At 65.1% G+C, this 21,875-nt stretch carries 22 protein-coding genes and 3 pseudogenes; 11 read left to right on the top strand and 14 right to left on the bottom strand.

The features are described from left to right. The first annotated feature begins 5 nt into the window (after positions 1–5). Positions 6–1,334, top strand: a complete 1,329-nt coding sequence (locus ACQ5DX_RS29275; RefSeq protein ID WP_430336229.1) for an oxygenase MpaB family protein — start codon at positions 6–8, stop codon at positions 1,332–1,334. Between the two features lie 133 nt (positions 1,335–1,467). On the opposite strand, the pseudogene ACQ5DX_RS29280 reads toward ACQ5DX_RS29275, so the two are convergent. Beyond that, positions 1,468–1,786, bottom strand: a pseudogene (locus ACQ5DX_RS29280) (transposase); the annotation flags it as partial. A 438-nt stretch (positions 1,787–2,224) separates the two neighbouring features. Beyond that, complete coding sequence (locus ACQ5DX_RS29285) at positions 2,225–3,205, bottom strand: NAD-dependent epimerase/dehydratase family protein (RefSeq protein WP_430336230.1); 981 nt, start codon at positions 3,203–3,205, stop codon at positions 2,225–2,227. Positions 3,206–3,390: 185 nt separating this feature from the next. On the opposite strand from ACQ5DX_RS29285, the gene ACQ5DX_RS29290 reads away from it, so the two are divergent. After that, positions 3,391–4,014, top strand: coding sequence for a TetR/AcrR family transcriptional regulator (locus ACQ5DX_RS29290; RefSeq protein ID WP_430336231.1), 624 nt, complete (start codon positions 3,391–3,393; stop codon positions 4,012–4,014). 341 nt (positions 4,015–4,355) lie between these two features. On the opposite strand, the pseudogene ACQ5DX_RS29295 reads toward ACQ5DX_RS29290, so the two are convergent. Further along, positions 4,356–5,245, bottom strand: a pseudogene (locus tag ACQ5DX_RS29295) (IS3 family transposase); the annotation flags it as partial. A gap of 381 nt (positions 5,246–5,626) precedes the next feature. On the opposite strand from ACQ5DX_RS29295, the gene ACQ5DX_RS29300 reads away from it, so the two are divergent. Beyond that, a complete protein-coding gene (locus ACQ5DX_RS29300; RefSeq protein ID WP_430336232.1) occupies positions 5,627–6,169 on the top strand; it encodes a zeta toxin family protein in 543 nt (180 codons plus the stop codon). Positions 6,170–6,877: 708 nt separating this feature from the next. Here ACQ5DX_RS29300 and ACQ5DX_RS29305 read toward each other — a convergent pair. The 5 genes from ACQ5DX_RS29305 to ACQ5DX_RS29325 all read right to left on the bottom strand — a co-directional run bounded on the left by ACQ5DX_RS29305 (position 6,878) and on the right by ACQ5DX_RS29325 (position 11,339). Then, entirely contained in the window at positions 6,878–7,018 is a 141-nt protein-coding gene (locus ACQ5DX_RS29305; RefSeq protein ID WP_430336233.1) for a hypothetical protein, read from the bottom strand. Positions 7,019–7,148: 130 nt separating this feature from the next. Then, complete coding sequence (locus tag ACQ5DX_RS29310) at positions 7,149–8,195, bottom strand: hypothetical protein (RefSeq protein WP_430336234.1); 1,047 nt, start codon at positions 8,193–8,195, stop codon at positions 7,149–7,151. A gap of 158 nt (positions 8,196–8,353) precedes the next feature. Further along, positions 8,354–9,577, bottom strand: a complete 1,224-nt coding sequence (locus tag ACQ5DX_RS29315) for an RNA-guided endonuclease InsQ/TnpB family protein (protein ID WP_430336235.1) — start codon at positions 9,575–9,577, stop codon at positions 8,354–8,356. A 111-nt stretch (positions 9,578–9,688) separates the two neighbouring features. After that, the gene (locus tag ACQ5DX_RS29320) at positions 9,689–10,852 is read right to left on the bottom strand and encodes a site-specific integrase (protein ID WP_430336236.1); all 1,164 of its coding nucleotides are present in this window, start codon (positions 10,850–10,852) and stop codon (positions 9,689–9,691) included. A 58-nt stretch (positions 10,853–10,910) separates the two neighbouring features. Then, complete coding sequence (locus ACQ5DX_RS29325; protein ID WP_430336237.1) at positions 10,911–11,339, bottom strand: hypothetical protein; 429 nt, start codon at positions 11,337–11,339, stop codon at positions 10,911–10,913. A gap of 261 nt (positions 11,340–11,600) precedes the next feature. Here ACQ5DX_RS29325 and ACQ5DX_RS29330 point away from each other — a divergent pair, with 261 nt between their 5' ends. Beyond that, entirely contained in the window at positions 11,601–11,759 is a 159-nt protein-coding gene (locus ACQ5DX_RS29330) for a hypothetical protein (protein WP_430336238.1), read from the top strand. Between the two features lie 101 nt (positions 11,760–11,860). Here ACQ5DX_RS29330 and ACQ5DX_RS29335 read toward each other — a convergent pair whose 3' ends face one another. Then, positions 11,861–12,040 (bottom strand): hypothetical protein, encoded by a 180-nt coding sequence (locus tag ACQ5DX_RS29335; RefSeq protein WP_430336239.1) that lies wholly within the window; start codon positions 12,038–12,040, stop codon positions 11,861–11,863. Positions 12,041–12,295: 255 nt separating this feature from the next. Here ACQ5DX_RS29335 and ACQ5DX_RS29340 point away from each other — a divergent pair, with 255 nt between their 5' ends. The 3 genes from ACQ5DX_RS29340 to ACQ5DX_RS29350 all read left to right on the top strand — a co-directional run bounded on the left by ACQ5DX_RS29340 (position 12,296) and on the right by ACQ5DX_RS29350 (position 14,891). Continuing rightward, entirely contained in the window at positions 12,296–13,198 is a 903-nt protein-coding gene (locus ACQ5DX_RS29340; RefSeq protein WP_430336240.1) for a hypothetical protein, read from the top strand. A 248-nt stretch (positions 13,199–13,446) separates the two neighbouring features. Further along, on the top strand, positions 13,447–13,941 hold the full coding sequence (locus tag ACQ5DX_RS29345; protein WP_430336241.1) for a hypothetical protein: 495 nt from the start codon (positions 13,447–13,449) through the stop codon (positions 13,939–13,941). 248 nt (positions 13,942–14,189) lie between these two features. Continuing rightward, positions 14,190–14,891 carry a hypothetical protein gene (locus ACQ5DX_RS29350; protein ID WP_430336242.1) on the top strand — a complete coding sequence of 234 codons (702 nt, stop codon included), beginning with the start codon at positions 14,190–14,192 and terminating at the stop codon, positions 14,889–14,891. A 217-nt stretch (positions 14,892–15,108) separates the two neighbouring features. Here the strand turns inward: ACQ5DX_RS29350 and ACQ5DX_RS29355 are convergent, their stop codons facing one another. Further along, complete coding sequence (locus ACQ5DX_RS29355) at positions 15,109–15,399, bottom strand: DUF4190 domain-containing protein (protein ID WP_430336243.1); 291 nt, start codon at positions 15,397–15,399, stop codon at positions 15,109–15,111. Between the two features lie 439 nt (positions 15,400–15,838). Here ACQ5DX_RS29355 and ACQ5DX_RS29360 point away from each other — a divergent pair, with 439 nt between their 5' ends. Next, on the top strand, positions 15,839–16,231 hold the full coding sequence (locus tag ACQ5DX_RS29360; protein ID WP_430336244.1) for a hypothetical protein: 393 nt from the start codon (positions 15,839–15,841) through the stop codon (positions 16,229–16,231). A gap of 177 nt (positions 16,232–16,408) precedes the next feature. On the opposite strand, the gene ACQ5DX_RS29365 is transcribed toward ACQ5DX_RS29360, so the two are convergent. Both ACQ5DX_RS29365 and ACQ5DX_RS29370 read right to left on the bottom strand, forming a co-directional pair. Further along, positions 16,409–17,404, bottom strand: a complete 996-nt coding sequence (locus ACQ5DX_RS29365; protein WP_430336245.1) for an NYN domain-containing protein — start codon at positions 17,402–17,404, stop codon at positions 16,409–16,411. Positions 17,405–17,444: 40 nt separating this feature from the next. Further along, positions 17,445–17,777 carry a histone-like nucleoid-structuring protein Lsr2 gene (locus ACQ5DX_RS29370; RefSeq protein ID WP_430336246.1) on the bottom strand — a complete coding sequence of 111 codons (333 nt, stop codon included), beginning with the start codon at positions 17,775–17,777 and terminating at the stop codon, positions 17,445–17,447. Between the two features lie 263 nt (positions 17,778–18,040). On the opposite strand from ACQ5DX_RS29370, the gene ACQ5DX_RS29375 reads away from it, so the two are divergent. After that, entirely contained in the window at positions 18,041–18,727 is a 687-nt protein-coding gene (locus ACQ5DX_RS29375; protein WP_430336247.1) for a hypothetical protein, read from the top strand. Positions 18,728–18,759: 32 nt separating this feature from the next. On the opposite strand, the gene ACQ5DX_RS29380 is transcribed toward ACQ5DX_RS29375, so the two are convergent. Beyond that, the gene (locus ACQ5DX_RS29380) at positions 18,760–18,936 is read right to left on the bottom strand and encodes a hypothetical protein (protein WP_430336248.1); all 177 of its coding nucleotides are present in this window, start codon (positions 18,934–18,936) and stop codon (positions 18,760–18,762) included. Positions 18,937–18,996: 60 nt separating this feature from the next. On the opposite strand from ACQ5DX_RS29380, the gene ACQ5DX_RS29385 reads away from it, so the two are divergent. Next, complete coding sequence (locus ACQ5DX_RS29385) at positions 18,997–20,121, top strand: ATP-binding protein (protein ID WP_430336249.1); 1,125 nt, start codon at positions 18,997–18,999, stop codon at positions 20,119–20,121. Positions 20,122–20,543: 422 nt separating this feature from the next. Here the strand turns inward: ACQ5DX_RS29385 and ACQ5DX_RS29390 are convergent. Beyond that, positions 20,544–21,005, bottom strand: a pseudogene (locus ACQ5DX_RS29390) (RNA-guided endonuclease InsQ/TnpB family protein); the annotation flags it as partial. A 47-nt stretch (positions 21,006–21,052) separates the two neighbouring features. On the opposite strand from ACQ5DX_RS29390, the gene ACQ5DX_RS29395 reads away from it, so the two are divergent. Continuing rightward, on the top strand, positions 21,053–21,463 hold the full coding sequence (locus tag ACQ5DX_RS29395; protein ID WP_430336250.1) for a hypothetical protein: 411 nt from the start codon (positions 21,053–21,055) through the stop codon (positions 21,461–21,463). The last annotated feature ends 412 nt before the right edge of the window (positions 21,464–21,875 follow it).

The raw sequence follows: 21,875 nt of genomic DNA on the forward strand, positions 1-21,875 counted from the left end.
GGCTGATGGTGACGTACTTTCCTGAGTTGGCGGCGCGAGTGCTCCAACAAGTCGAGGACCTACCCGAGATGTACGGCGACTTCGACTTCAGCGCGACGCCCGAGCGCTTCACCACCGACCCGAACGTGAAGAGCGCCCTCCCGTCGCGGCGCGGCGACCGTCAAGCCTACCTCGACAATCCGCGCCTAGTGGAGCTAGCGAGGACCTCTCTATACCTCGCCGACGTTCCCGCCGATCGCATAGCCGCACTCTCCGAGAAGTACTCGGTGACGGAGTTGGTCGGATTGATCCGCCGCGCATGCAAGAGGGGCATCGAGAGCGTTCCAGATGCGCCCACCGAACTAGCTGATCTCCTTGCAGTGATGGAGACGAAGCCGGACTGGATCGACTATGCCCTGGTCGAGAAGGGCGCCGCACGCGCCCGCGTGAGCGCTGGCCTTATCGCGCCGTTCGTGACTCGCGGCGCCTTCATCGCCACCTTCACGAACACGTACGCAGCACTTCCCATGACGATCACCGGCGCGCTCTCCGGGCCGCGGGCCGCACACCGCGTCAATGAGACGACGGCGTACTTTGCCGTCACCACGCTGCCGCGCGCTCTCGAACGGTTCGGCCCCGGGTTCGAAGCGACCGCGATGGTCCGAGTGATGCACTCGATGGTTCGATACAACGCACTGAAGCGCAGCACTGACCGCAACGGCCGACGCCGCACGTGGGATGCCAGCATCTACGGGCTGCCGATTCCTCAGCTCGACCAACTACCCGCCGGAATGATCGGCCCATATCTAATCGCGCTGCGTGCCCTCAAGAACGGCCGCGACTTCACTGAGGGTGAGCGGGCGATGGTCGAATTCTACCGATACCGTTGCTTTCTTCTCGGCTTGCCCGAGGAACTACTCCCGGCCAACCCGGAAGGCATTGTCAACATGTTCCACATCCGTGGAGCCACCCTGCGCGATGGTTTCGACGACGATTGCCGCAAGCTGGTCGCCTCGACCATGAATGCATACCTGCGCCCCGCAGACGGCCTGTTCGACCGAATAGCCGACTCGGTGGAGAAGAGCTACAGCAAGGTCGCCTTCTGTGCAGCCTTCTGCGACAACAACCGAAAGGCGGCGACGGACATGGGTGTAGACATCAGCCTCCGCGACTACGCGCGCATCGCCGCGACCGGTCCGTTCATCGCAGGTCGCCTCATCGCTGTTGCGCTCGCCAGCCGTCAGCCGATGCTCCAGGAAGTGACGAACCGGTACCTGACGGGCCAAGTCCGTCACCGGCTCGACGTGTACGGAATCCCGGAGTACGTGACCGATCGTCGCGAATACGCGCACTAGCCTCGAGAGTTCGTCCCACCCCGTTGGCATGCGGATAGAGCACTGGTGAGCGTCCGTAGCTGGGAGTGGGTGGGCGCCCGCGCTGTGTTCGCCCCTTCTCCACTGCGGGTCGTCGGGGTGGGCGCCAGGGTTGTCAGGCGGTGTCGAGGAGGAAGCAGTTGCAGGGCCAGCCCCTCGGGAGCCGGAGTAGTCGCGTGTGGCTGGTGTCGACGATTCGTCCGGCGACGGAGAGGAACCGCAGGCGGAGCTGTTTGGGTTCCCGCTGGCGGGACGGCGCACGCTCGTCCCAGACGAGGGGATGCATCCAGGTGAACAATCCAGCTGCGAGGGAAGCGATTTCGAGTCAGATCTAGTTCTGCGCGAACCCGTGGAAGGGGAGGCTCCGCATCCAGGCATCCTGGACGACGCGGATGTGGTCCTCGGCACGTGCGCGTTTGTTCGTGCCGAACCTCGCGGACCGGCAGCGATCCATACCGCCGCCCGAGCGGAAACACGCAGAATCCGGATCGACGGAAGCACAGGCTACATATCTGCCCGCACCACAGCCAGATCCGCGGCGCAGTCACCACGACGCTGCTTCCGTGGCCAGGCCGATCAGCACCTTGCCAGGATCGTGGATCGCTCGCAGTGACCGCCACGGAGCCAATGCCTGCGACAACCCCCGACTCGACACCCGAACCGTGTCGAGGAGCAACAGCGCCCCGGACGACGAGATCAGCTACCTACGAACAGAATCGAGAACCAGAGGTGGACCGAGGCGCGGCTTCAACCGCGGAGCGCCTCTCTCGACAGATGGAACTCGACCTTCGACAAGCCTAAAATCCGCCACCGGACAGGCACTTCGGTGCCCTACAAACCGTCCCCAACCCGCGAGAGATGAAATCTCACAGCTAGAGCACGTTCTCGTCATACCATTGAGCAGCCGACTGTATCGCAGCCGAGAGATTGCCCGGCGTATATCCGAGCTCGTCGTTCGCTTTTGACCAGTCTGAGGCCTGCGGAGCACTCATGTAGCGCGCCATACCTGGATCCATGTCGGGAACTTTTCCGGTGAACATCGAGATCCGCTCAGCAACCTGTCCGTAGGCCTCGAGCACCGGTGCCGGGATCGTAATCGGGTCGTGCTCAGCACCTACGATGTCGGCAATCATCTTGAAGACGGAACTGTACGAGAGGTTGTGCCCGGATAGGTTGTAGCCGTTTCCAGTACGACCCTTCTCTGCGGCGGCGAGCATTCCCTTTGCAACATTCCGCACATCGCAGAACGAACCCGTCCCAGGAGGCGCAAACGTGCGCTTGCCTTGCTTCATGTCCACGATCACTCGGCCGAGCTGGAGGGTGTGGTCAAACGGGCCGATCATGAAGCCGGGGTATACGACCACGACATCAAGACCCTGACCGAGATGCTTCATCGCTTCGAGCTCACCCGCGGTTTTGGTCTCGGCGTAGTCGTAACCCATTCCGGTGAACAGATGTTCGGCCGCATGCTCAGGCACCGAAGAACCGTTGTCGTTGTAGCCGTGCACATCGATGGTGCTCGTGTGAATGAATCGCTTCACCCCTGCTTCTAGCGCCGCCCCTGCAAGAGTCCGCACGGCGGTCACATTGACTGCCTGCCGCCGCGGTGCGAAGCGCTTCCATGTCGACGTATCGCCAGCGATGTGAAACACCCAGTCGACATCTTCGACCAGTTCGCGCACAAACCTGACGTCGTTGAGGTCGCCCAGGCGGATGTCTGAGGTGCAGGCATCGATGTAGCGTGTCTCCGAACCCGGTGCACCTGTCGCGACGATGTCGACCCCTTGGGTGTCGAGCAACCGAACCAGATTCGTACCTACGAATCCGGTAGCGCCAGTAACTAGTACCCGCATGCGTTAGCTCGCCTTCTTTTTCAGTCGATCCAAATCGTTGCGGGCGAGGCTACCACGGGCCTCGTTCGTTCGAACGACCGAGCGCGCGGCTTCCTCGGCCTACTGGGTACACTTCCAATAGTCCAGTCTCGACAAGAGCGTCGATGCCGGCCGCCACTTAGCTAGCCGCTTTCCGGAGGAACCACATGGCCAATGCCGTCCGCGAGCAAATCCTCGCCGTGACGCTCGACATGATTGGCGAGAAAGGCATCGGCGGGGTCAGCAATCGCGCGATCGCCAAGGCCGCCGGTATTTCCTTAGGGACCCTGACGTACCACTTCGGAAGCCAGGAAGACCTCCTGAGCGAGGCACTCAACGCCTACGTCGACGACGAGATCGAGCGGCTAACTGCCATGAAGCAGCGCTTAGCGGTAACGAGCTCCGTCGACACCGAAGCTGCATTCGACAGCGCACGCGTCGAGGTCGAGGATCGACCTGAACGCAATCAGCAGATCGCGCAGCTCGAGCTGTACCTGCAGGCGACGCGTTCAGACGAACTGAAGGACGCAGCGCGCCGCTGCTTCACCGCCTACGACCAGGTTGCCAAGTCACTTCTGGAGGCGCTCGAACTGCCCGGCGCCGAGCGGTACGCGTCCCTGTTCGGCGCCATGATCGACGGATTGGAACTGCGGCGCCTTGCCACCAACGAGCCGGCAATCGACCTTGGCGAGGCGCTCGAGACCGTACGGGCAGGCATCGAGACCAGACTCTCCCTCTCGAGTAGTCGACGCGAGTCCGCCATCGAGATCGAGCCAAGCGCGACGGCTTGACTCGGTCAGTTCCAGCAAGCCGCGACTTGCGTGTGCACGGACCGGGGACGAGGACCAGCGATCGAGGTCGGCGCGATGGCATCGGTGTGGGAACAGGTTTGCGCGCCCGGAGAGAGCGTGCACTGGTGGCAGGACGCTCTCTGGCATACCAAACCATGCCCGACGCTCGATTGAGCGCGATCGACACTCGCACCTAAGTGCCTTGACCCGTGACTGCAGATCACGTCTACGACGTTTACACCATCAAACTTGACCCGTTCCGCACCTTGGATGATCTCCACGCCGAGCTGTCCAACCAGGCATCTACCGCCGCCCTGAATCGCCCCGGCATGTCTGGACACTTACGAGTTTGAGAACTCAGCGACGGGCTGAGTTCGGTGATCACGGTAGTGGAGGGCCTCGTACCGGGCCGGCGGCAGGTCGCCGCAGTGCTCATATAGCCTGCGGTGATTGAACCAGTCGACCCATTCGAGGGTGGCGACTTCAACCTGGTCAACGGTCCGCCAGGGGGCCTGCGCCTTGATCAGTTCGGTCTTGTAGAGGCCGTTGATCGATTCGGCGAGGGCATTGTCGTACGAGTTGCCGGTGGCGCCGATCGATGCATCGATACCGGCGTCGACGAGTCGTTCGGTGAAGGCGGCGGACGTGTACTGCGACCCGCGATCGTGATGATGAATTAGCCCGGACAGATCGTCGATGCCCTCGCGCTGGCGGGTCCAGGTCGCGTGCTCGATCGCTCGAGCACCAGCTGCGCGGTCATCGACGTCGAGGTCCGCCACCCGACGATCCGGCGGGCGTACGCATCGATCACGAACGCCACGTACACCCACCCCGACACATACGTGAAGTCCGCTACCCACAACACATTTGGTGATTCTGGGCAGAACTGACGTTGCACCAGATCATCTGGACGTTCGGATTGTGGATCGGTGACCGTGGTGCGTTTGGTCTTGCCGCGGCGGGCGCCCTCGAAGCCGAGGTCGCCCATCAGGCGTTCGACCGTGCAGCGGGCCACCTCGATGCCCTCTCGGCGGCATTGCAGCCACACCTTGCGGGCGCCGTACACCGAGTAGTTCTCCCGATGGACCCGTGCGATTTCGACCTTGAGTTCCGTGTCGCGGACCTGCCGCTTGGACGGGTGCCGCCGGCGGGCGCAGACGTCGTAGTAGGTGGACGGCGCGATCTTGCACCCGTGGGCGGTCAGCACCCGGCAGATCGACTCGACGCCGTACTCCTGCTTGTGCTCGTCGATGTAGTCGACCCTCCGGTTTCTGTGCAGGACATGGGGTGTCCAACGAACTGGCGCACAGAAGCCCTATGGAAGTAGGCCGCATCACATCAGCCGAGTCCGTTCATCCGGTCGCGGCGACTCACCACATCGACAGCTGGCCGTCGCCATCCCCTGACCGGCGACGCCGTTTCGGCTTCTCTGGCGGCTCGGCGGCGTTCTCGTCCGCGAGGATCCCGACACGCCCGGCACGCTCGATCTCCGAACGCGGGTCAACGCCGCTGGTTCCGCCGCGTCGACGGGGTGCGGACGCCGACTGCTGGCCGCCGGCGGCTGCATGAGCAGATCCTCGATCAGTGGCGCGTTTCGAATCCTCAAGTCGCCGTGGAGCGTTCGGCGATCCTGATGGCCGGCCCGCCCGGGGCGGGCAAGTCATCGACGCACGAGCGGCTGTTCCACGGCCGCGACCAGCAGCAATGGTGTGAGCTCCATGCGGACGTCTTCAAGCGCTATCTCTTCGAGTCGGCCGTCGCGGACGGCACGCTGCAGGAGCTGCTGCCATCGGATCTACGGTCGCAGCCCGGCGAGACGAGCCTGTTCTACCCTTTCGAGCTGTCCGCGCTCGTCCACCGCGAGTCAACCGACTTCCTGTTCGCGACCGCCGAGCGCGACGCCGTTGCCCGCGGCGAGAACCTGATCGTTGACGGAACCCTCGCGTGGAAGAGTCACGCCAAGCGGCTGGTCTCCGACCTGAGCCAGGCCGGCTACACAATCCAGATCGTCGACGTCGAGGCCCCGAAGGGCGTGGCCGCGGAACGGATCGTAGCGCGGTGGCGTCAGGGGTTCCTCCAAGCCCTCAACGAACCGGCAGATCCCGCTCGGCGGCCGGTGGGTGCCCGCAACGGCGGTCGATTCCCTGTTCACTGAGTTCCGGGAGCCCGACCAGACGCCCCTGCACGGGAAATCCGTCACCGAAGGATTACGGCGTTCATGGTCCAGCTAGAGTGAATCGCACCAACCAGGACGCGCTCACTATGAAGCCGCCCCGTCAGCGAATAACCCTATCCTTCAACGTATTCGCCTTCCCATCCGCGGAGTGACACCGGCTGCCCCTAGGAATGTGCCGGGGTAGAGGCAGTTGGCCTGAACAACCTCGACTATGGCGTACGCCAGGGGGCGGATCGGCGCTGGTGACAGCGCTCGCCGCGAACATCCGTTGGCATCCAGGGAAGCTGTCGGCCCGCCGGTGGACAGCGAATGGGGCGACCGCGATCGCGGCGAGCGCGCTGCCGACGAGTGCGGCGACGTCACCTCCCACGGATCGGGTGCACTTCCCTCCATATGGTTGACGGCTGACACCAGGGTCTTCGTGCCGAGTGTTCCCGAGTGGAAACAGGTTGCTTTCCCTGCTGGATTCCGGAGACCATAGCCGGTCCAGTCCCGGTGACCACTGTGCGACGGGACAGCGTCCGTCACGGGTCCCTCGGGGACGAGATCCGTAGTGCCACAGACACGAAGGCGAACCTACTGTGCTTTGCACCACGAGGGTCAGGAATGGAGACGATGATGGCCACGACGATCGAGCGCAGTGACGGCACGCGCATTCACGGGCCGGGCAAGCTGTCGGCCGACCGCCTACAGCACGAGCTCGCGCTGCGGCGTCGTGCCCAGCGAATCCTTGGGCGTCGACGTCACGATGGGAAGAGCGGGCGCCGGCAGCAGCGCCGCGACGCGGCCCGCGCGTGGTGAACACTGCCGGGCGCGGAGAATCGTCACAGCGACTGGACGGGGCGGTCAGACGATCGCAGAACCGTCAGATGTCGGTGAGCGTGTCACCGCGGGGCGCGCCGCGATAGCCGATGCTGGCGTCGTCACCAGGCGGGCCCGATGCAGGTCGCCTGGCCCGCTACTGGACGCCGTACTCACCGTCGAGGATCGCAGCGATGCGAGCAGCGAGTTTTTCGGCTTCCTGCTCGACTTCGTCGAGCGTGTCACCGACGTCGCTCAGGTGGACCTGTGCGTCGGCGCGGGCCTGCCAGCCCGCAGCGACATCCCACTCTCGTAGAGGAGGCGGCTCAGGTGGGCTGTCGGCCGGTTCGTCGTTGATGACGTCGCGGGGCAGGCCGTCCCAGCCCCAGCCGTCGTGCCTGCGGCCGGCGCCGTCGAGGTGCGTGGCGACGATCTCCCCGATCGCGGCAGCCCGCAAACCCCACCGGGCGTGCGCGTGTGGCTGCCAGCGGCCCATCCCGAGACCGCCCCACCGATCGATCGGCACCAGCAGCGGCCCGTCACGAGCCACCTGCGGCAGTGGCGCATACGTTTCGACGGACTCCCTGGTCAACGGCTGAGACTTCGCCAACGCTGATGCAACCGCCGATGTCGACGGCCACCTGTCCAAGTACGCGAGAAGGCGCGCCCACCGCAGGAATACCGCCGCCGGGCACGAGCGCGGATCGTCCTCGGCTGGCACCGATACCCACACTGAACCCGCCTGCACCTGCAGCGTCCGGTCGACGACGCGGGCCTGGCTGCGCTGAAGCCGCTCCATCTGGCCGTACGACAGGCCGAGCGCGCCGGATAGCACCAGCAGCAGCGCATCTCGGCGCCCGAACAGCCCTGACGGCCACCCGGCCGACGGTAACGCAGCCACCACTGACGCTGCCGGGCTCCCGACCCAGCGGTCACGGGAACCGGCTGCCACCCTCACTGGCTCGGTCTTCGCGGGCAGCGGTGCGGCGGCAATCGCGTGTGCGGCCCGGACGGCGGCCAGCCGCTCCCGCTGCGTCGACAACGCAGCCGGGTTGGCGCGCACGAACTCGATCAGCGTCTCCCGCGTCGCCGGCAGCGGTGACACCCCCATGCCCGCACACCAGTCCGCGAACAGGCCCCACCGCGAGCGCAACCGGGCAGGCAGCAACTCCCGAACCCTGTCCGCCTCCACGCTCTCCAGCATGCATCAACGATATCCAGCGAGCGCCCGCCGGCCAGCGGCGATGTCGAGCTCGCGGCCGCGGCGGCGGCCGCACCGCGTCGCGGGGTGCCGCACACCCGAAACCCACCCCGGCACAGTGGTTGACTTGACTTCCTCCCGGCCGTGAACGGCCGGGATTCCTACGCAGCCTCGACCGGGTGGTCGGGGTCGGTTCGGTGGGTTCCTGTTTCAGCGGGGCCTGCTGACGCGAGCGCCAGTCTGACGTCCCCTCCACGGGCGTTTAGCGACTCCGCCAGCCCGGCGGCGTCGAGGATGTTGACCGCGGCGTTGTAGTCGCGGTCGAGGTGGGCACCGCAGTCGCACGTCCACTGTCGGATGTGCAGCGGCTTCGCCTCGCCGATCCGCCCGCAGTGCGAGCAGGTGCGGGTCGACGGCGTCCAGCGGTCGATCCGGATTACCTGACGGCCGTGCTGGGCGGCCTTCTCCTCCAGCACCCGGAGCAGGATCGACCAGCCGGCGTCGTGCACCGACTTCGCCAACCAGGTTCGGGCGAGGCCTGACACCGCGAGATCCTCGACGGCGACCACTTGGTTCTCGTGGATCAACCGTTTCGCGAGCTTGTGGTGGTGATCAAGCCGGGTCTCCCGCACCCGCCGATGCAGACGAGCGACACGCAGGCGATCCTTGGCCCGGTTGGACGATCCCTTCTGTTTCCGCGACAGCGCCTTCTGCGCACGCGCCAGCCGGCGCTCGACCTTCCGGAGATGCCGGGGTGCCGCGATCTTCTCCCGCACCCCGTCCGAACGAGCGATCGCAGCGAGGTCGGCGAGGCCGAGATCCACACCGACGACGGTCGGCGCCTCCGGCAGCGGGGTTTCGGCGACGTCGACGACGAACGAGACGTAGTAGCGGCCGTCCGCTTCTCGGATGACGGACACCGACGACGGTTCGGACGGCAGTTCCCGCGACCATTCGAGCTTGACGTCGCCGATCTTCGCCAACCGCACACCCCGCCTGGTGACTGTGAATCCGTTGCGGGTGAACCGGATCGATTGCCTGTTGTCGCGGCGGGACCGGAACCGTGGGGCACCGATCCTCCGACCCTTTCGTTTACCGGCGAGTGAGTCGAAGAAGTTGCGGTACGCGCGCCGCGCGTCCTGGCACGCCTGTACCAGCACCACACTCGACACCTCGCCCAGCCACGCCCGCTCCAGCGTCCGCTTAGCCTCGGTGACCACCTGTTTCTGCACGTCGGTGTCCGAGATCTTCACGCCCGCCGCCCGCGCCGTCTGCCGGGCCGCGATCGCGTCGTTGAACACCACCCGCGAACACCCGAACGACCGGGCCAGCATCTGCTGCTGGTCCCCGGTCGGGTACGCGCGATAGCGGTAGCGCTTCAACACAACCCGTACCCTAGATACCCGCACCGACACTGCGGCACCAGCGCACAACGACCACCACACGGATCGGCCATCCCGGACGTGAACGACCGGGCTTGCGCCGAAGTACCTGGGTCAGAAGCCGAGTTCGGTGACGGCATTGTTCTGCGCCGGGGTCCGCTCACGCGCGTAGATCTCCACCGTCGACGGGGTTGCGTGCCCGGTCTGGCGCATGATCGCGTGCGCGCTGGCCCCGTTCGAGAGCGCTTCGGTGACGAACCCAGCCCGCGGCGAGTGCCCACCCAACATCTGCACCTCCTCCTCGGAGAAGCCGGCCGCCAGAGCCCGGGCGCGGATGACACCGTGGATCGCCGCGCCCGACAGACGGGAGTCACTGACGTTGCCGTGCTTGTCGATCCGCCGGAACACCGGTGCCAACGAATCCGCCGGGGACGTGCCATGTGCCCTGCATACGTGGCGTGTGAAGGGCTCCGCGTTCGCGAGCTCCCGGATCACCGCGGCCCGGCCACCGCCGTCGAACGCGCACACGATCTGATGCCACCGCCGGTACGCGCAGACCGGGCACCGGTGGTGCTCGCGCCCGAACGGCGCCACCTTGATCTGTCCGCGCCCCTCCTGGTCGGTCTTCGAGGTGCGCACCCGCATGTGGAGGCCATCCTCACGGTGCAGCCGCATGTCCGTGAAGCGGAGCTCGGCGAGCTCGGAGCGACGGAACGCGCCGGCGAACGCGAGCCAGAGCAGCGCGGAGTCGCGGCGCTCGCGGAGCTGCTCAGGCCAGGTGCTCGCGGACTCCCGCGCGGCCGCCACCATGGTGTCGATGTCGTCGAGCCGCAACGCCTCCCGCCGTCGCGAGCGGCGTCGGGGATCTCGCGCCGCGGCGCGCTGCAGACCAGAGAGCGTCGAGACCACCAGCTGGCTGGTTCCGGGAGTCGGCTCGTTCGCCGCGCGGTGGAAGAAGTTGATTGACGCGACCCACCGGCGCAGCGTGGTCGGCGAGTAGAGATGACCGCTAGCCGTCTCGTCCGCGGCCTCAGCGAGATACGACGCCACTGTCTCCGGGGCCGCGGGCAGCGCGGCGACTGCATTCGTGGCGCACCAGCGGGCGAACCGATTCCAGTCGGACCGGTACGCACGGGTCGTCGCGGTCGCCTGCGACTGCTCGACTGCTGCGACGACACGCGCTTTCGCGACGTCTCCCCCACTCCCCCAGGGAGAGAGCTGTCCGGCACCCGGGTCGGCGCTCGGAACAGCCGGGAGACTCATCGGTGACGCATCCATGAAGCAAACGGTAGCGGCGCCATCCGACGTGACCGTGGACGCGGCCCGCGGGCCGTTCTCAACGAGTGAGGAGACGCTCCGTCAGTTGCCCCAGAGAGCCCTCATCCAGGCGGGGGATGATGTCCATCCACACGCGCAGTGGTGGCCGTCCGATCATGGGTACGTCGACGAACACGAGGTCCCGCTGCGGCGAGGACCAGTCGCGCATGTCGAGTGTCGAGCACCCGGGCGTCGGTTCGAAGCCGCTTGCGCAATACACCCTCACCCCGGGCTCGACCGGAGTCAGAACGCGGGTTCCCCGGACATCGGGGTTCCAGAAGCCGGGGTCCTGCGGGCCGAGCACGTCGTTGACGATTTGGGGGTAGCCGCGAGGAACCGCCGGGGTGGCGGGCTCAGCAGCGACGGGGGCCGCGCCGAGCACAACCGCGACACCGGCAAGACCGAGAACGACACTGGTGCGCCGCCGGGAGGGAATCGGCAGGGCCATGTCAGAACTCCTTTGATCAGCGACTGCGCGAAAACGCGTCCTCACGCTAACCGTTTTGTCCAGATCGCGCGTTCACTTCGCGTGGCTGACTGGCCGACAGCGCCCCTGCCGCAAGGGGCTCCCGGACCACGCACTCCCCGTGGGGAAGAGCCACCAATCCGAACGGCCACGAGCGCCCTGAGGCCCGCAATACTCTGATAACAGGCCCAGTCATTCATCTTCGATCTCCCCACTTCTCTACTGACGCTGTTCTATTGCCTGATGAACGGCCTCTTCGAGGGTCAGCGTCCCGTCCATGATCTGGTCGACAACCTGATCGAGACCGGGCACCACGGCCCTCTCTTGATGCTGCGCGCACTGATCGAGGGCTCGCTGAATCAGCTCTTCAGAGGTCGCCCTGCCCTCTACCAGGTCAGATAGGTTAGTTAGGAGCTCTAGGCTGACTACTCCGCGCTCTAATCTGGTGCTGTGCAGTGCTCTACAGGCTGCCCGAGCTCGTTCCTCTCGACGCGCCTCGTCATTCATCTCTGGTCTTCGTCCTGCTCGGGAGGCTCCCACTTGAGGGCGCGCTGAAGTGCCTCGTCGACCGTCACGTTTCCCATCACGATGTCGTGGAAGTCGGCGTTGATCCGGGGAGCGATGACGCCGCCCTCGAGCTCAATCTCGTGCATCGCGTCGGACGCCCAGCGAGCACGTGACACGAGTCGACCACCTCGCGAAGATGATCCGCCGCGAGGACGGAATCTCGCGCGATGAACTCGATTACCAAAAACGACCAGTTGGTCTACTCTACTGTAGGTCGACACGCCGCTATGGGGTACGGGCGTCCTATGCACACCATCTAGGTGGATTCCGGGCACGCAACCTTTACTGCTGTTGACGGACTGAACGCTTTGCACCCGGCTCGTTGGCGATCGGGGGCAAGTCCTTCGAGCTCACACAGGAGAACAGACACGATGAGCCTTGCGCGAGTGCGCAGAATGCTGCTGCCGCTGGTGGCGGTTGCGAGTGTGATCCTTGCTGGCGTGGGACCGGCACATGCCGGCCAGACGTACACACAGACCACCCTGCCGTTCGTCGGCCTCAGTCACGCCAGAACCCTGGCCGTCGATGCGGCCGGGAACACAACCGTTGCAGATCTTTACAACAACCGGGTAGTCAGAGTCACAGCAGGTGGAGTCCAATCCGTCCTGCCGTTCACTGGTGGGCTGTACAAGCCATTTGGTGTGACGGTTGATTCGAGCGGGAACACCCTCGTGACTGACAGTTTCAATCGGGTTGTGCGCCTCAGTCCCGATGGAACCGTATCGACGCTGCCGTTCACGGGTCTCAAGGATCCAGTAAGTGTGGTCGTCGACGCCGCCGGCAACACCATCGTTGCTGATTCCCACCGGGTGGTCCGATTGAGCCCGGAAGGGATCCAAACCACCCTGCCATTCACTGATCTCGGCGATCCCTTCTCTGTCGCTGTCGACAGGACCGGAAGCGTCATTGTGACCGACAGTCTCAATTCGCGTGTGCTGCGGTTGAGCCCAGAAGGGGTGCAGACGATCCTCCCGTTCGAAGGGCTCAGCGGTGTTGCAGGTCTAGCGATCGACGGCACCGGCAACATCATCGTTTCCGACCCATACAAGAACCGTGTGGTGCAGTTGACTCCCACGGGCGTGCAAACGACGCTCCCCTTCACGAACCTCGCAACACCGATGGGGATCGGAGTGGACGCCAACGGGAATGTGACAGTCGCCGACTGGTACAACGATCGCGTCGTACGTTTGACAGTCAGTGAAACACCTAATCAGACAGGGTCTTCCGGCAGCAGTTCGTTCGGCAGTCTAGGGAGCCTCGGCTTCGGAAGCTGATTGTTGCAGTGGCCGGTTATGGATCCCGGAGAGGTGATCGGGCGGCATGCTCCTAGCCCACGAACGCCGTAACCAAAAGAGTCACGATGTCCGCCCCGGTACTGGGGCGGACATTCTTCTGGGGATATGCATTGCATCTCGGTGAGTTTCGCGGAGTATGCGCGTTGTCCGATAGATGTCGACCATCCTCGGTCGATAGCTCCAACTCGCACGTGTTCGCGTGCGGGAATCCAACATTGAGGAACCCGATGAAGAAGCTCACTCGCGCGACGATGACCGCGGTTACCGCTCCGCTGATCGCGCTCGCTGTGGCGGCACCCGCCTACGCGGCACCCGGAGATCTCCAGTTCTCGCCATCCGGCAAGCACAACGAACTCACCGTGCAGTTCGCGAACAACACCGACTACCACGTGCAGTGCATGTGGCTCGCGAAGCGGGATACCGCACCCGAGTATGTCTACTCGTGGTTCATGAACCTGCAGCCGCGCGAGACGAAGTCCGACACCCAGTCTGCGTTCGACGGTGACTACCACATCAACTGGATGTGCCGGATCAACGAAGGCGACTTCGGACCGCAGGAAAGCTGGGGAACCCCAGGCGCGCTCGACGCCATCACTGACGATTCGCTTCGGGTGCATGTTGGCGCCGAACCGACCGGATCCCTTGGCTCACTTGGGTCGGGCTCTCTCGGGTCGCTCGGTACGGGCTCCCTTGGGTCACTCGGATCGATCTCCGGTAGCTAGGGAGCGTCTCCCAAGTCGAGTATTCGGTGCACGACACTGTTCATCGTGTCGTGCACCGAATACCGGTCCGATGAACAGCGGTCACTGACCGAACCGCTACTTCCCCCGTCCGCCTGTGCGACGACGAGGCAGCAAACGCCCAGTCAGCTACTACGCCCAAACGCGTGGGCCCTCCGGTTCGCGGCTGTTGAGAATCTCTCGGTAGATATCTGCCAGACTTGTCTGTGTGCTCCGTTATGGTGCTCGGCATGTTGTCAGACGATGACCTAACCAGACTGGTTGACGCTGCGGAAGCGCTGAACCCGCAGCCGCGCGAGCGTCGTTGGGTGAGTGTGAGTTTCTGCATCCTCGATGCTGTCTACAGCATCAGCGCCCGCTACGACTCCGTTGTTGTTCCAGTCGTCCACAGGGTCGCTGAGGATTGTGGAATCGACGTGCCGTCGGTTCTGAACTCGACCGACGATGAGCCGGATCCACTCCCACTCGAGGTGTTCCTGGATCGTTATCCAGCGCCTGACAAGTTGGTTGCGTCGACCCGGAACAGGCAACGCACATCCGCGCGGGGCGGGATACTGAAAGCTGATGCGGTGCTGCAGCATGCACGCGTTTTCTGCGATCACGAGATTCGGACGCTGCAGGATGCTCGTGAGCTGTTGACCGATCAGGGGCGACTCGAGGCAGTCGAGGCCGATATTCGGAAGATTCCTGGTGAGGGTTCGGCCGGTGTTCGTCGCAGCTATCTGTGGATGCTCGTCGGGCACGAGGACGAGGTGAAGCCTGACCGTATGGTGTTGCGTTGGCTTGCCCGACACGGCGTGGTTGTTTCGCCCGGGGAAGCGCGGGTGGTGTTGGCTGCTGTCGCAGAGCGATTGAGCGCCCGGCTGGGCCGGCGGACTACTGCGTGGGAACTCGATCACGCGATCTGGCTTGATGAGCGAAACCGCCGGTAGGCCTTCCTCATGAAGTAGACAGCAGCCCCGGCCTTTGCGGCCGGAGCTGTGTTCGAAGGTCATCGTTGATGAGGCCATCCAGATAGAATGCCCCACACTTCCTTTCGCTCGTTTGATCCGTTTCGGCAGCACGGTGATCGGATCGGAATCCTCTGCGAGCCGGTTCGAGCGCGAAACACTCACCGGTATGCAGGGGACGCGGCTTGCACCTCGACGTCTAAGCCACGCTGTACGGGACGAGCCCGATGAGGAAGATGACCCAGAAGGCCAGGAACATGTAGCCGAGCACGAGACCTGCGATCGCCAATCCCCTCCCTTGCTCACCTGTTCTGTAGATCTGGTTCAGCGCGATATGGCCAAACACGATCGCCAACAGCCCACCCAGAAACCCGAAGATGAGAGCCAGGATCGCGAAGACGTTCGTGCCCGTGTTCCGCGGCTGCATGTAACTCGGCTGGCCGTAAACCGGTGCCCCATCTGCGGAGTAGCCGATAGTCGGAGCGACCATCTGAAGCTGAGGAGCCGTTGTGACGGGTGCCGGGCCGGGCCGTTTGCAGCTGCGACGATGAGCATGATGATCGCTCCGAAGAAGCACCCGACCACCCCGCCGATCGTGAGGATGCCGAGAGGCACCGCGACGACAACCGTGTCGGCCGCCCTGTAAAGCAGCGCCAGGAACCCGACCACTGACGCGTACGACCCGCCGCCGACCAGCATCCAATGCTAGGGCTGCTCCTGACCAGCGCCCTTGGCGACTCGCAGGAAGACTCAACGACGACTGTCTGGGAGCCCTCCGCGGGTGACGCCCCTTGCTGTCGGATTGGATGCCACGGTAGAGACATCCAATCCGAAGCCACTCAGGCCTGGCACACCCGGAATCACGAAAGATCGGGACTAGTCTCATGGGAGAGCGCGACGGGCACCTTCCTTTCAGGAGTGAAATCACTATGTATGAAAAGGATCTCAGCGAAGAGCAGGCCGTTCTGCAGGCCGCGATCGACTACATCTTGTCTTTCCCGATGAAGTCACCCGACGAGGTTCCGAGCGATCTGGCGTCGCGGTCCGGCCTGATCAGGCTCGAGTTCGGCGGCCTGGTCGCCTACCCCGAGTTCCAGTTCCGATCGGACGCCCGCACGCAGGAGCTCGTCGATGAGGTCAACGGGATACTGAAGGCGGAGGACGACCCGTGGGCGGTCGCATCGTGGTGGTTCTACCCGAATCCTTCGACGGATGACCAGGCGACGGCCGTCGAACTGCTCGACGATCCGAGCAGGCATGACGAGCTCATCACGCTTGCTCAGCTCGAGGTTCCTGAAGCCCCGGAGACCTACTCGTCGTAGCCAGCCTCACGACGGTCCGACCTCGGTAAGCCTTCGCGCTGATCGCGATTCTGAGCGCCCGTCGCGATCGACGCGATAGCTCGATCGGGCGAAGCCCTGAACGAAGCTCCTCGACGACGAAGGGACGTCGGAATCGACTATCGGAGAGACCGATTCGAGGAGCCCTCGTCGAACGGCTCAGGCCTTGTCGTACTTCTCCCAGAAGCGCGCACGCAGCCGGAACCGGATCCCCTCGTCCAGGTCGTACTTCTGCATCGCGTCGGAGGCGTCGAGTAGAAGTGCACGGTCGATGTCGCGGGGGATCGACGGCTTCGCACGCTGGAGTTCCAGCTGGTCGTCGGAGCTGGCGCTCTCCTGGAACGATGTGAGGACCCGGGCCACGACCTCGTCGATCAGCTGCTCTTGCTGGGCGTCCTCGCGGTCTTCGCCGTACCCAGGCAGCACCTGAGCGGGTGATCCTGTCGAGGCGCTGTAGGCGAGCACACTCGTCTGGCGGGGAGTGGTCAGGCTCTGTGGAATGGTCGCAACGTCGAGCGGGGTCCGGATGGCCGGCCGTGCCGCCGCGACAGCGGGCCGAGCGGGTTCAGGCTTCGGTTCCGGCATGACCGGCTCCGGCGCCGGCTGGCGATCCACTTTCATGACCGCGGTATCGACTGCCGCGCCGTCGATGATGTCGAGTTCGTCAGCAGCCCGGACCAAGTGGCGACTCACACCGTGCGGCCTTCCGTCGACGGTCGGCACGGCGAGCAGCACGACCTGGACTCCGTGAACCTGCGCCTCCTCGACCGCTTCGGTCAGGTCGTCGTCGCCCGAGATGAGGAAGAACACGTCCGACGCTCCGTTGCGGGCATGCGCCACCAGGTCGAGGCCCATCCGAAGGTCGACGCCCTTCTGCTCCCCGTTGACGCCGAACCGTCCGAGCCGGAGCTTGACCTTGGAGAGCTCCCCGATGCGCTCCTGCTGCGGATCCGGGACGCCGTTCTTCGCTGAGTCGTACCAGTGCACCCGTAGGACCGGTAGGCCCGACCTGGCCTCTGCAGCGTCTACCAATGAGCTGATCAGCGCGGAGTAGTCGACGTGGATCCCGCTGCGTAGCGACGTGCCGGTGACCCGAGTCGCTGCAGAAGCGAGCAGGTATCCGGCATCGATATACAGAGAGCAGGTCGACCGCATTCGCTCACTATGACATGCGTGGCCGACAGCTCTGCCGACGTCAGTGCGCCGCGGTGTAGGCCTCGACGATGCGCGAGGCGACTCGGCCACGAGCAGAAACCGTGTGCCCGTTGGCGTTGGCCCACTCGCGGATCTTCTGGGTCATCTCGCGGTCGGCCGCGTTCTTGGCCGGCCGGGTGGTCTTGCGGCCTCCGACTCGGGTGGCGTACTTGATGTAGTAGTCCATCTTCCGGTGGAACTCGGTGGCGTTCTTGTCGTTGAGATCGATGCTGTACTCCACACCGTTGACTGCGAAGCTAATCGTCTCGCCGCCGATGTCGATCGGATCCCCGTCGAGGTCATCGATGAGCTGAACTACAACCTTCTGCGCCACGTGCGTCCCTTCCTCGGTGTCAGGTCAACTTCCCTGACTTTACTGCAGGTCAGGGGCGATACTCGAGTCATGGGATCGAGCGATCAGAAACCCGATGAGCACGATAAGATAGCAATTCCAAGCCAGGCTGATCGAGCAGATAAGTCCGCCGGAGGCTCGGCGCGACACCATCGCCGAGGAGGAGACCGCCCGGAACCGCGAGGCGGCCCGAGAAGCCCTCGTCAACAACACACTCGCTATCGCAGACACCGAACGACACCAGCGTGTACACGGCCGGCACGTTCGAGGCGGCGCTCGACGGCGGCGACAGCACTGTCGAAGGCCGAATCCTCGACAGCGGCACAGCAGCCATCTACCGGGCCGGCTACGGCCAGTTCATGATCCTCCAGGACACCGGTGACGGCCGCTACGTGCCTGTCGGCAGCGCCTTGAGTAAGGCCGACGCGCTGGCCAAGGCCAACCGGATCCCGATGTTCACCAGCCTCACGAACCCCGGCCCGGACGCGGATCCGATGGACAAGCAGGTCGCCGAATCCAACATGGCCGTCATCTCCGCCGTCGCCAAGACCGCCACCGACGGCCCCATCACGACAGATCAGGCCCGCCAGAAGCTCACCGACCGCCTCGACCAGGCCGCCGACTCGCTCGGCGGCGCGCCTGTGCGCAACGAGATCCACGACGCCGCCGGCCGCCACAAGAAGCGGATCCGCGAGCGCACGGCCGACGAAGCCAGCGCAACCGCACGCGCTGCCGCCCTCGCCGCCGGCGCCACCGCCGAGGAAGCCGAGGCCGCCTACCGGACGGCCCACCGCGCCAAACTCGGTACCCACCATCGGCGGCGGCGTGATCACCCTGTTCGACCACAAGATCCCGCCGGACTCCCTCGCGGCGACACGTGGGCTCATTCAGCATCAGTGACGAGCAGGTCGAGGTTCTCCGAACGTCAGTAGCTGAAGGGCACGGCCCCGGCGACATCGCGATTTCACTCGCCCGGATCGCCGACTTCGAGGAAGAAGAGACGCTGTTCATCCGCGACGTCGCGGCGGCTATCGCCGGCAACCGGCCGATGCCCTGGGAGCTTGAACAGGTGCCCCGTAGTGGCTTGCTCTGCGCCTTCTGGCGAGGTTCGGCGTGTCGTCACCGGGCTGGGACCGCTCATTTCTAAACTCTCTAAAAGCTTCTAACGGCTCTAAAGAGATCTAACGGCGAGGAGACGCCCGTGGCAGCGCGAAACCCGTTCACCCCGTCGTTCGGGGTCACCCCTCCCCTGCTTGTCGGACGCGGCGACGCAATCGCCGACTTCGATGATGCCCTCGACGCCGGCCCCGGCGCGTTCGGCCGCGCTGCGCTCGTCACCGGCCAACGCGGCACCGGCAAGACGGTGCTGCTCAACCAGCTCGAAGACCAGGCCCGCACGCGCGGATGGCTCGTCATCGCAGAGACAGCCACACCAGGGCTCATCGAACGCCTGGCCACCGACCATCTCCCCCGCCTGCTCGCCGAGTACGACCCCGACAACGTGCGCCGCAGAGTCACCGGGCTGAGCGCCGGGCCCGTGTCCGCGACGTCGACCGTCGACGATCAGCACAAACCCCGGCCGACGCTGCGCTCCCAGCTCGAGCAGCTCACGTCCCTGCTCGCCAGGCACGACACGGGAGTGCTGATCACCGTTGACGAAGTGCACGCCGGCCACGTCGACGAGCTCCGCGAGCTGTTCACCACCTACCAGCACGCCGTCCGCGAAGGCCAGGACGTCGCGATCGTCGCGGCTGGGCTCCCCGCCTCCGTCTCGGACCTGCTGTCGGACTCCGTGCTGACGTTCCTGCGCCGCGCCCACCGCATCGACCTCGGCTCGGTGGCAGACCCGGACGTCGCGGCCGCGCTGCGGGTTCCCATCGAATCGGCGGGACGAAGCATCGACGACGACGCCCTGACGATCGCCACGGCCGCCGTACGCGGCTATCCCTTCCTGATTCAGCTGGTGGGCGATCTCGCGTGGCGCACCAACCGTGAAGCGGCCACTGTTACTGCTGCCGACGCCGCAGCCGCCGCGCAGAACGCTCCCCGCCGGATGGGGCAGATGATCTACGAACCGGCGCTCAGGGGCCTGTCAGCGGTCGATCGGACCTACCTGGCGGCGATGGCCGTGGACGATGGCCCGTCGCGCACCAGCGTCATCGCCGATCGGATGAGCGTCACCCCCGGGTACGCGAGCATGTACCGTCAGAGGCTGATCGACGCCGAACTCGTCCGTGCAACCGGTCGCGGATACGTCGACTTCACCCTCCCCTACCTCCGCGAGTACCTCCGCGACCATGCTGTCACCGAGTTGCTCGACGTCTGAAATCCCACGCCCAAAAGGACTCTGGCAGGGGCACTGTCGGCGTCAGACGGTAGTGTCGCGGCCGTCGGTGGAGGTGCTTCAACACCGCTTGACACCGATAGGGCCGGGCGCGGTCACCTGTTGCGACTAGCGCCGCGCCGTGCACTTCCGGCCCCTGCACTCTGGTTGGGTGCAGGGGCCGCATTGGTTCCTCGCTCCCCGAATCCCGACACGCTCAAGTCGGAGATCAAGATCGACAGGACGGGTAGCGAGCGGCGACAGGACAGGCGGAGACACGATGGGGCTTTGGGCAGCGTTCGCCGTGATAGTGGTGTGCTTCGTGATCGATGGGATCTTGGGTTGGCGCGACCATCCGGCGATCCATCGGCGAACCAAGATCGCGTACATCTTGACTTCCTCCCGTCCGTGAACGACCGGGATTCCTACGCAGCCTCGACCGGGCGGTCGGGGTCTGTTCGGTGGGTTCCCGTTTCACTGGGGTCTGCTGACGCGAGCGCCAGTCTGATGTCCCCTCCACGGGCGTTTGGCGACTCCGCCAGCCCAGCGGCGTCGAGGATGTTGACCGCGGCGTTGTAGTCGCGATCGAGGTGGGCGCCGCAGTCGCACGTCCACTGGCGGACGCGCGGGGGCTTCGCGTCGCCCACCTGCCCGCACTGCGAGCACGTCCGGGTCGACGGCGTGAACCTGCCGATCCGGATCACTTGCCGGACGTACTGGGTGGCCTTCTCCTCCAGCAGCCGGAGCAGCGTCGACCAGCCGGCGGCGTGCACGGACTTCGCCAGCCGTGCGCGCGCGAGCCCAGTCACCGCGAGATCTCCGACGGCGACCACTTGGTTCTCGTGGATCAGCCATTTCGCGAGCTTGTGGTGGTGATCGAGGCGGGTCTCCGCCCGCCGTCACCGCGACCATCTCGGTCGCGGATCCGTTCGGGGTGGCGGTCAGCCCCGACGGTGCCCGCGCCTACGCCACCAACCTGAACAACGGCACGGTGTCGGTGATCCGGATCGATCAGGCGCCCACCATCTCGGGCACCGCTCCCGCCGGAACCGTCGGCCAGCCCTACCACCACGCCTTCACCGTCACCGGGCGACCCGCTCCCACCGTGACCGTCACCGCCGGAACCCTGGCCGGCGGCCTGATCCTCTCCGCGGATGGGATCCTGCACGGAACCCCCACCACCAGTAACCGGTTCGAGTTCACGATCACTGCCTCGAACGGCGTCGGTGACGACGCCGTCCTGCCGGTCGTCCTTGACGTCACCGACACCACCCCGCCCGCGACCGGGTCACTCGGGTCACTCGGGTCACTCGGGAGTGTCGGTTCTGCGAGCTGGACATCCTGACCTGCCGACACCACCACCGCTCATGAACTGTGGCCGCCCACCGGACCAGGGTGGGCGGCCACAGTCCTTCACACCGACAGCACGACGGGATGGACTGCTGCCGTCGGCACTGCTGGGGACGAGCATTCGACCGGCGTCGCGCGGCCCACATCAGCGACAGCACACGACATGCCCGGAATCCGTCAAAGTAGAGCAGCGCGTCCCCGCTAATCCCCATTGCATCTCGACAACAATGCGGACGACGCGGATGGAAGGGAACGGGATGAAGGAGAGCCGTCGGACGATCCGACTACTGATCGACTGAGGATCGACGGCTGTGGAGTTCGGCGGTAAGTGGCGGTGGCCCGATCTCACGCACCAACTAAAGGGACTGCTGCACGATCAGGTGACGTCTGAGTGGGCTTGCCCAGAT

It is taken from the genome of Rhodococcus sp. ACT016 (assembly GCF_050477185.1).
In the GTDB taxonomy this organism is placed as follows: domain Bacteria; phylum Actinomycetota; class Actinomycetes; order Mycobacteriales; family Mycobacteriaceae; genus Prescottella.

Excerpts from the sequence above, each read along its gene's own strand:
- ACQ5DX_RS29355 (WP_430336243.1), bottom strand. The coding sequence starts at position 15,399 with ATGGTCGCTCCGACTATCGGCTACTCCGCAGATGGGGCACCGGTTTAC.
- ACQ5DX_RS29285 (WP_430336230.1), bottom strand. The coding sequence starts at position 3,205 with ATGCGGGTACTAGTTACTGGCGCTACCGGATTCGTAGGTACGAATCTG.
- ACQ5DX_RS29325 (WP_430336237.1), bottom strand. The coding sequence starts at position 11,339 with ATGGCCCTGCCGATTCCCTCCCGGCGGCGCACCAGTGTCGTTCTCGGT.
- ACQ5DX_RS29365 (WP_430336245.1), bottom strand. The coding sequence starts at position 17,404 with ATGCGGTCGACCTGCTCTCTGTATATCGATGCCGGATACCTGCTCGCT.
- ACQ5DX_RS29310 (WP_430336234.1), bottom strand. The coding sequence starts at position 8,195 with ATGCTGGAGAGCGTGGAGGCGGACAGGGTTCGGGAGTTGCTGCCTGCC.
- ACQ5DX_RS29380 (WP_430336248.1), bottom strand. The coding sequence starts at position 18,936 with ATGAGCGGTCCCAGCCCGGTGACGACACGCCGAACCTCGCCAGAAGGC.
- ACQ5DX_RS29345 (WP_430336241.1), top strand. The coding sequence starts at position 13,447 with ATGAAGAAGCTCACTCGCGCGACGATGACCGCGGTTACCGCTCCGCTG.
- ACQ5DX_RS29275 (WP_430336229.1), top strand. The coding sequence starts at position 6 with ATGGTGACGTACTTTCCTGAGTTGGCGGCGCGAGTGCTCCAACAAGTC.
- ACQ5DX_RS29340 (WP_430336240.1), top strand. The coding sequence starts at position 12,296 with ATGAGCCTTGCGCGAGTGCGCAGAATGCTGCTGCCGCTGGTGGCGGTT.
- ACQ5DX_RS29320 (WP_430336236.1), bottom strand. The coding sequence starts at position 10,852 with ATGGATGCGTCACCGATGAGTCTCCCGGCTGTTCCGAGCGCCGACCCG.
- ACQ5DX_RS29350 (WP_430336242.1), top strand. The coding sequence starts at position 14,190 with ATGTTGTCAGACGATGACCTAACCAGACTGGTTGACGCTGCGGAAGCG.
- ACQ5DX_RS29360 (WP_430336244.1), top strand. The coding sequence starts at position 15,839 with ATGTATGAAAAGGATCTCAGCGAAGAGCAGGCCGTTCTGCAGGCCGCG.
- ACQ5DX_RS29330 (WP_430336238.1), top strand. The coding sequence starts at position 11,601 with ATGAACGGCCTCTTCGAGGGTCAGCGTCCCGTCCATGATCTGGTCGAC.
- ACQ5DX_RS29290 (WP_430336231.1), top strand. The coding sequence starts at position 3,391 with ATGGCCAATGCCGTCCGCGAGCAAATCCTCGCCGTGACGCTCGACATG.